The 7,327-nt window shown below is 48.5% G+C and carries 5 protein-coding genes; 4 read left to right on the top strand and 1 reads right to left on the bottom strand.

The window, feature by feature from the left end; all coding sequences use genetic code 11:
• Positions 1-190 precede the first annotated feature (190 nt).
• From VN105_RS10550 to VN105_RS10565, 4 genes are read left to right on the top strand one after another with little or no spacing between them, the layout of a single operon-like run.
• Positions 191-3,451 (top strand): SusC/RagA family TonB-linked outer membrane protein, encoded by a 3,261-nt coding sequence (locus VN105_RS10550; RefSeq protein ID WP_325640597.1) that lies wholly within the window; start codon positions 191-193, stop codon positions 3,449-3,451.
• A gap of 17 nt (positions 3,452-3,468) precedes the next feature.
• Positions 3,469-4,929, top strand: coding sequence for a RagB/SusD family nutrient uptake outer membrane protein (locus VN105_RS10555; RefSeq protein ID WP_325640599.1), 1,461 nt, complete (start codon positions 3,469-3,471; stop codon positions 4,927-4,929).
• Between the two features lie 18 nt (positions 4,930-4,947).
• Positions 4,948-5,637, top strand: coding sequence for a hypothetical protein (locus VN105_RS10560; protein ID WP_325640601.1), 690 nt, complete (start codon positions 4,948-4,950; stop codon positions 5,635-5,637).
• A 23-nt stretch (positions 5,638-5,660) separates the two neighbouring features.
• Positions 5,661-6,635, top strand: coding sequence for a DUF5007 domain-containing protein (locus VN105_RS10565; protein ID WP_325640603.1), 975 nt, complete (start codon positions 5,661-5,663; stop codon positions 6,633-6,635).
• A 49-nt stretch (positions 6,636-6,684) separates the two neighbouring features.
• Here the strand turns inward: VN105_RS10565 and VN105_RS10570 are convergent, their stop codons facing one another.
• On the bottom strand, positions 6,685-7,182 hold the full coding sequence (locus VN105_RS10570) for a 2'-5' RNA ligase family protein (protein WP_325640605.1): 498 nt from the start codon (positions 7,180-7,182) through the stop codon (positions 6,685-6,687).
• Positions 7,183-7,327: the final 145 nt, after the last annotated feature.

Here is a 7,327-nt window from a genome sequence, read left to right on the forward strand (position 1 = left end):
GAATTGAGTTAATAACAGCAAGGAGCATACAAACAAAAGACGTTGCCACCGGCAACGGCGATATTTTATCAAACCAAAATTAGTCAACGTTTAGCATTATTGATTCCGGGCAAAATACGTCAACCAATATCATAATAACAACTGGATAATCAGCATACCAGTATCATTCATCAGTTTCAAATCAATTTACATGACTGTTAATTTTACACAAAACAGCCGTAACAGCGCTGTTATGTTATTAACGTTCTGCCTTACCTTCCTATGCCTGGAAGGTACCGCACAGGTAAAATCTGCCTCCACGCAGATCACCGTTTCAGGTAAGGTAAAAGACGGCTCAGACGGAAACCCGCTGCCAGGCGTATCTGTGAGTATTTCAGACAGCAAATCGGGCGCCATCTCCTCACCGGATGGCAGCTACACACTCAGGATGAATCCCGGCAGCACACTCACTTTCAGCATGCTGGGCTACCTCCCCTTTTCGGTAACAGTAAAGGAAGCCAACGCTCACCTGAACGTAACGTTGCCGGTCGACAAAAAAGTGCTGAAAGACGTAGTGGTGATCGGTTACCAGGAAGCATCCCGCAAAACAGTAACGGCGGCGGTTACCTCGGTTAACCCTAAAGCCTTGCAGGACGTGCCTGCCCCCACCCTGGACGCATTGCTGCAGGGACGCGCTCCCGGCCTGGATGTACAGAACTATTCCGGAGAACCCGGTATCAGAAGTAACGTGGTAATGCGTGGGAACACCGCGGTAAGCCGTACCATCAACAGCGACTTTACCAGCGACATTGGAAAAACCAGTCTTGCCCGCGCCTTAAGCGGCCCGCTTTATGTAATTGACGGTGTACCTCAAACCACGGAAGACATTGCCGCTATCAGCTATGGCTCCGGTACCAATACCGATGTACTGGCCGGTATTTCCATCAACGATATCCAAAGCATCGATATCCTGAAAGATGCCTCTGCTGCCGCGATCTACGGATCAAGAGGCGCTGGCGGCGTGATCATCATCAAAACAAAAAGAGGGATCTCCGGGAAACCAAAAATTGATTTTGCCACTTACCACGGGTTCACCGAAATGCCGCAACTGGATAAAGTGCTGATCGGTGCAGAAGAACGCCGCGCAAAAATGGAACTGATCAATCACTATGGCAACTGGGGCACGCTCAAAAATATTCCGCAGGTGCTCACGGATAGTCTTAATCCCGCTTTCAACAACGCCAACGATTACCAGGGCGGCATGTACCAAACCGGGCGGGTAGACAACTACGACCTTTCCATTTCCGGTGGCAATAACCTGATCAATTACCGCTACGGCTTCAACTATTATAATGAAGAAGGCATCATCCGGAAATCAGGACTGAAACGCTACAGCTTCAGCAGCAGCACCGGCTTGAACCTCTCCCCTAACTTGCAGATCAATACACAGATCCGCTATTCAAAAATAGACCGGCCAAGATCCATTAACGATCTATCCGGCGGATACGGTCCGTTTAACGGCGGGTACTATGCCTCCAGCGCATTGCCCACTTCCCTGCTTTATATGACGGATGCCAACAGGGATTTCATTTTCGGCAACACCACCAGCGGCACCGATCAGAACAGCAACGATAACCTGTCTATCAGCCCTATCATTGAATGGAAGATCTCCAGTAAATTCAACTTCACTACGGTGATCTCCTTTACACAAACCAACAGCCGGATGGATTCCTACACTCCCGGCGCTGTAAGGAGGGACGGAACCGGTAAGGCCACCAGTTTTGTAGATAAATCCAATAACTACTTAATGAGCAATACCCTCCAGTATACCACCACACTGAATGGCAGCCACTCGCTGAACTTCCTGGCCGGGCAAAACACCGAATACTGGGAATACCGCGCTACCCAATCCAGCGCCATTGGCATTCCGAACGACCAGATCCGCACGGTAACCGTACTCAATAAAAACCTGGCCGACACCCGTTCCGACCTGTTGCAGAGCGGTATTCAATCGCTGTTCTTAAGAGCGAACTATGGCTATAAGGAACGTTACTTGTTGTCTGCCGTAATTACTGCTGACGCCTCTTCCCGCTTTGGTAAAAATAACCGCTGGGGTTACTTCCCCTCTGTATCCGGCGGCTGGGTGATCAGCGATGAACCCGCACTGAAATCTGCCAGCAGCTGGCTTACCCTCCTGAAACTGCGCGCCAGCTATGGTGTGGCAGGACGGCAACCGGATGGAGGCGACAACTACCTCTCCTATAATACTTACAAAATAGGCGCCGGCGGGTTTCCCGGTAGTACCAATCCCGCCACCAATAGCAACTACGCATTTGCCTATAATGGGATCCCTGCTGTAGCACTCGATTTCGATAAGGGACTTACCAACAATAACCTGAGCTGGGAAAAAAGCACGCAAAGCAACCTTGGGCTGGACGTAACTTTATACAACGGCCGCTTCAATATCGTGGCGGATGCATATATTAAAAATACCAACGGCGGTATCTTTAACCTGAATGTACCGGTTACCACCGGCTATTCCATCCTCACAGCAAACGCTATCGGTATACGCAACACCGGTGTGGAACTGCAGCTCATTGCCAACATCCTGAAACCATCTTCCAAATTCCAATGGCAGGCTTTACTGAACCTTGCCCATAACGATAACCTTATCACCTCCCTGCCAAACGGAGGCCGCGATATTTACCTGGATAAATACCTGCTCCGCCAGGGACAACCACTGAACTCCTATAACGTGTTCAACAAAACAGGTATTTACGCTACCGATGGAGATGTACCTATTAATAAGGCCACCGGTTTGCCACTGGTTTTCTATGGTTATCCGTTCAAAGGCGGCGACCCGATCTGGCAAGACGCTAACGGCGATGGTGTGCTCGATAACACCGACTATGTACCGGCTGGTAACCCTAACCCCAAAGTAACCGGCGGTTTCGGTAACACTTTCAGCTACAGGAATTTCACGCTGTATGTATTCTGTACTTTCACCGCAGGCCGTAAAGTGTTCAACGATTACCTCGCCGGAAAACTCTCCCAGCTGGTACCTACAGACGATGGCGACCCTGATCCGTATCACTCCCTCTCCACCCATTCTATGCCTGATCTGAGGGACATCAATTACTGGAGGAACCCGGGAGATAATGCGCAATATCCAAGCTTAAGTTCCGTAAATGGTACCCGTTACAAATACGCGATGGTGAGCTCTGCATGGATCGAAAGCGGCGCCTATTTCCGCGTGAAAAACGTATCGCTCTCCTATTCCTTCAACCAAAGCGTACTGGATAAGATCCATTTCAGACGTTTAAGGATCTATGCACTGGCCGACAACCTGTTCATCCTCAAACAATCTAAAAACATTCCTGATCCTGAACAGGTTGATGCCTTTGGCGTATACAGCGGCAGTGGTTATCCTATTCCCAGGAAATTCACATTGGGACTGGATCTTAGCCTTTAACCATCAAAATGAAAATCATGAAGAAACAACGCTTATATATTGCTTATGCAGCTGCAGTGATTTCCGCAGCTACCCTGGTATCGTCCTGCTCCAAAATACTGGATCTTGAACCGCATAACTCTACTTTTACCAACGCTTATTTTTCTACCGAAACAGATGCCAAAACATCATTGGCCGGTGCTTATGCCATCCTGCGTAATATCCTGATCAGGGATAACTCCTGGCATAAATACGGCGATATTGTGTCTGGTGAGCTGAGCATCGACGGTGGCCGCGACAATGGCAATTTCAATATTTCCAATGGCGAGTTTGTAGGGCTCAATGTAGGCGGCAATAACTGGAACTGGCAACAGTACTACCAGCTGTTGCAACAGGTGAACCTTATCATTAATAAAGTGCCGGGCATCGACGACAGCAAATTCACCAACATCAATAACAAACGGCATGTGATCGGGGAAGCCTATTTCCTCCGCGCCTTCACCTACTTTTATATGAGCAGGATCTGGGGAGATGTACCGCTGAAGCTGGAACCGGACCTGGATGTATCGTCTGCAAAAAATATCCCGAGAAGCCCGGCCGACAGTGTATGGAAACAATGCCTGGCCGACCTGGAGATCGCCAAACAAAACCTTGATTTTGGTTATGAAGATGAATCTGAACGCGCGGTAAGAGCCAATAAAGGCGCTGCATTTGCACTACAGGCACATATCCTGGCATGGAAAGGCGATTACGCCGGCTGCGAAGCCGCTGCCAATGAAGTGATCACCAACGGCGGCTACGCCCTCATGGATTCTGTGAACTACATGAAAGTGTTCATTGGTAAAACACAGGAAGGCATCTTTGAAATCAATATCAATGACGGACAATCAGAAGGGCTTTCCCTGGCCACCAATGGCGGTGCAGGCGTAACGCTGATGATGCCCTTCATTGATGGAAAAAGCTATATAGAATGGCCGGTAAATGAGAACTACCTCTCTATTTATGACGACCGAGATAAAGACATCCGGTTTAAAGATTTCTTTTACGGATTGGGGGGTAACCAGGGACAGATCATCAAGTTTGCGAACATTGCTTACGCCGACGGATCTACGAAAAGAGATCCCCGCATGACCAATAACCTCATCATTTTCAGGCTGGCGGATATATTGTTGCTGAGGGCCGAAGCATTGCAAAAACTGGGTAAAGACGGCGACGCACTGCCGCTGCTGAACAAAGTACGCCAACGGGCGGGCCTGGCCGATTATGCAGGCGCAGGTGAAGATCTCGCGACCACCATCCTGGAAGAACGCCTGCGGGAACTCTTCTACGAAGGCCACGCCTATTACGACCTGGTGCGTAATAAAAAACTCAGCACCTACAACGAACATTTCCCCGAGGATCAGTTCGTGAATGGCGGCTGGTTATGGCCCATTGATCCCACTATGTTCAAAGACGATTTCACCCTTACACAAACTCCTTACTGGAGAGGTAAACTTTAACCCAATAAAATCAGCTGTATGAAACATAAAATATATCTCTCCCTGGTAGCTTTGGTGGCCGTTGTTTTATTTTCCTGTAAAAAGGAATATACGATCGGCGGCAGTGTACATGATCCGCATGTGAACATGACCACTTACGACTACCTGAAAACAAACCCGCTTTTTGATACCGTGCTGTTGCTGATCGATAAAACAGGTTTGAAAGAAGAAGTAAATGCCACCGGCACTTTCTTCGCCATCACCGACTACGATCTGTATAATTATATTGTGCTGCGCCAGGAGCTGGAACGTACACGCAGAGTGGATCCTAACTATATCTTTACTTTTGATTCGCTGGATTTTGGTGTAATGAGAGATTCCCTGCGGGCTTATCTTTTTAAAGACCTCATTACATTAGACAAGGCTACCAAAACCGGGAAGCTGTATAAGGCCAACGACGGGGAACTCCGCCTGGTGCAAGGTATTCCCAGCACAGACTATACAGACGGCAGTGTATTTACACAATATCCTGTATACCTGTACCTGACCAAACTGGTAGCCAAACCTGGTCACCCTGTTCCCACTACCGATGCGGAACTGGCCAACGCCATACCGGAGCAATACCTGCAAACACGATGTCAGACTACCGGGATCCTCACTACCAATGGAGTATTGCATGTACTGAACAACAATCATACATTCACTTATTTCGCGGATACGTTTAACTGAGTTTTCACCCTTACGCAATGATCATGAAAAAAAATATAAAAATATTCGGCGCCGTGGTGATGGCTGTTACAGCAGCTATGTACGGTTGCTCCAAAGTGGAGAACGGTTTTCTCAGCAACCAGATACGCTACGTCGATAACCCGATCACCATAAAACGGGGACAGATACAATCCACCAATCCTGTAAGTAACGACGGGTCCAGCGCACCGGTAGTATATAAACTGCTTGACATCCGCGATGCGGAAAAGCACACACATTCCGACTCTATATACGCCAATTTTGAACGCTATGAATGGATAGGGAAATTTGATCCTGAAACAGATACCACCGTTGAGTTGCTGAACAAAAAAAGACAGAAGGTAAACAACCCCTGCTTTGAATTTAACGAGCATACCGGCGCCTTTACTTTTTACGGTACTTCCATCAAAGTGCCGCTGGGTACCTACGAATTTGATATCCAGGCTTCCAACCAAAACGGCACCAAAGTATATAAGAACATCGCCACTTTCACCCTGATAGATGAACCACCCTATCACATTGGCGATGGCGGCGCCGCCTGGTTCAAAGACGGCAGCGATGCCAACGGCGACCTGGGCGTGCCCACCGTTACCATCCGGAAAATTTCTGATGAAGGCACCAATATCATCCTGAAGATCGCCGACCAGAACGGCCGCTACTTTAACCCGGCCCAGGGAGAGATCATCAGGAGAGGCGACCGCAGCGATTTCCAGACCTATGCACAGTTTCACCCGCTGGTAAAAACAGATACCAGCATGGTGTGTAATTTTGAAACCACTCCCTTCCCCTTGCTGCAAAGCGCTTACGGATACCTGATCTATTATCGTATCCCCAGCCAGTTTGTAACGGTAGACCCGGGGTATGCGCCTACCAGCGACAAGATCTATAGCGTGAACCCACGCTTCCAGTTCCAGATCTTCCAGGAAGGCACCTATGAAGTAGTGGTTAAAATAAAACATGTGAACAGGGTGATCAGGTAACAACCAGCTGCATACAGTAAAAGCCTTCCCATTATACGGGAAGGTTTTTTTATGCCTGGAAACCATAGGTCCCTTCCAGTTTCCACGGTCCTTTCAGGTATCGCCACAACTGCATCCCCGTGGCGGTTACTTCAAAAGGAAGGAATGTTGCTTTCAATGCTTCATGCGCCTGTTGCGCTTTAAAAGCCGTTACCTGGTTCATGATGGTAATATGCGGCCGCAAAGGCTGCCGGTCGCGCGGAATAAGCCATTGCGCCCACTGCGTTTGCAATAACGTATGCAGCGCAAGCAGCTGATCCGACATCAGCGTGTAGGCGATACCGTTGGTATAGCGTTGCAATTCATTCACCTGCAATACAAAGGAAGGTTGCGCCGTCATTGTATCCAGGGTGGTCATGATCCCTGGTTCATCCGCCGGCAGGCGGTAAAACAAACTAAGATGCGCAGCTACCTCGTTCGCATGGGCAGGATAGTACTGCTGTCGCAAACGGTTGAAGAACCCGGTGGCGGCGGGGTCAAGTTGCAGCGTAAGGATGTAAGATGCCATGGCTATGCGAAGATAGTGATGTTAACAGCCATAAAAAAGCAGGCACGTAAAGAAAGACACAGCCACAAAGGACAGGAATAACAATCGCTTCATAGATAAGTGATCTTAACAAAAATCAGTCGCAAAATACATAATTAAATTACAA

This window comes from Chitinophaga sp., from assembly GCF_035564935.1.
Taxonomy (GTDB): domain Bacteria; phylum Bacteroidota; class Bacteroidia; order Chitinophagales; family Chitinophagaceae; genus Chitinophaga.

Coding starts and splice junctions, on each gene's coding strand:
- VN105_RS10550 (WP_325640597.1), top strand. CDS start 191: ATGACTGTTAATTTTACACAAAACAGCCGTAACAGCGCTGTTATGTTA.
- VN105_RS10555 (WP_325640599.1), top strand. CDS start 3,469: ATGAAGAAACAACGCTTATATATTGCTTATGCAGCTGCAGTGATTTCC.
- VN105_RS10560 (WP_325640601.1), top strand. CDS start 4,948: ATGAAACATAAAATATATCTCTCCCTGGTAGCTTTGGTGGCCGTTGTT.
- VN105_RS10565 (WP_325640603.1), top strand. CDS start 5,661: ATGAAAAAAAATATAAAAATATTCGGCGCCGTGGTGATGGCTGTTACA.
- VN105_RS10570 (WP_325640605.1), bottom strand. CDS start 7,182: ATGGCATCTTACATCCTTACGCTGCAACTTGACCCCGCCGCCACCGGG.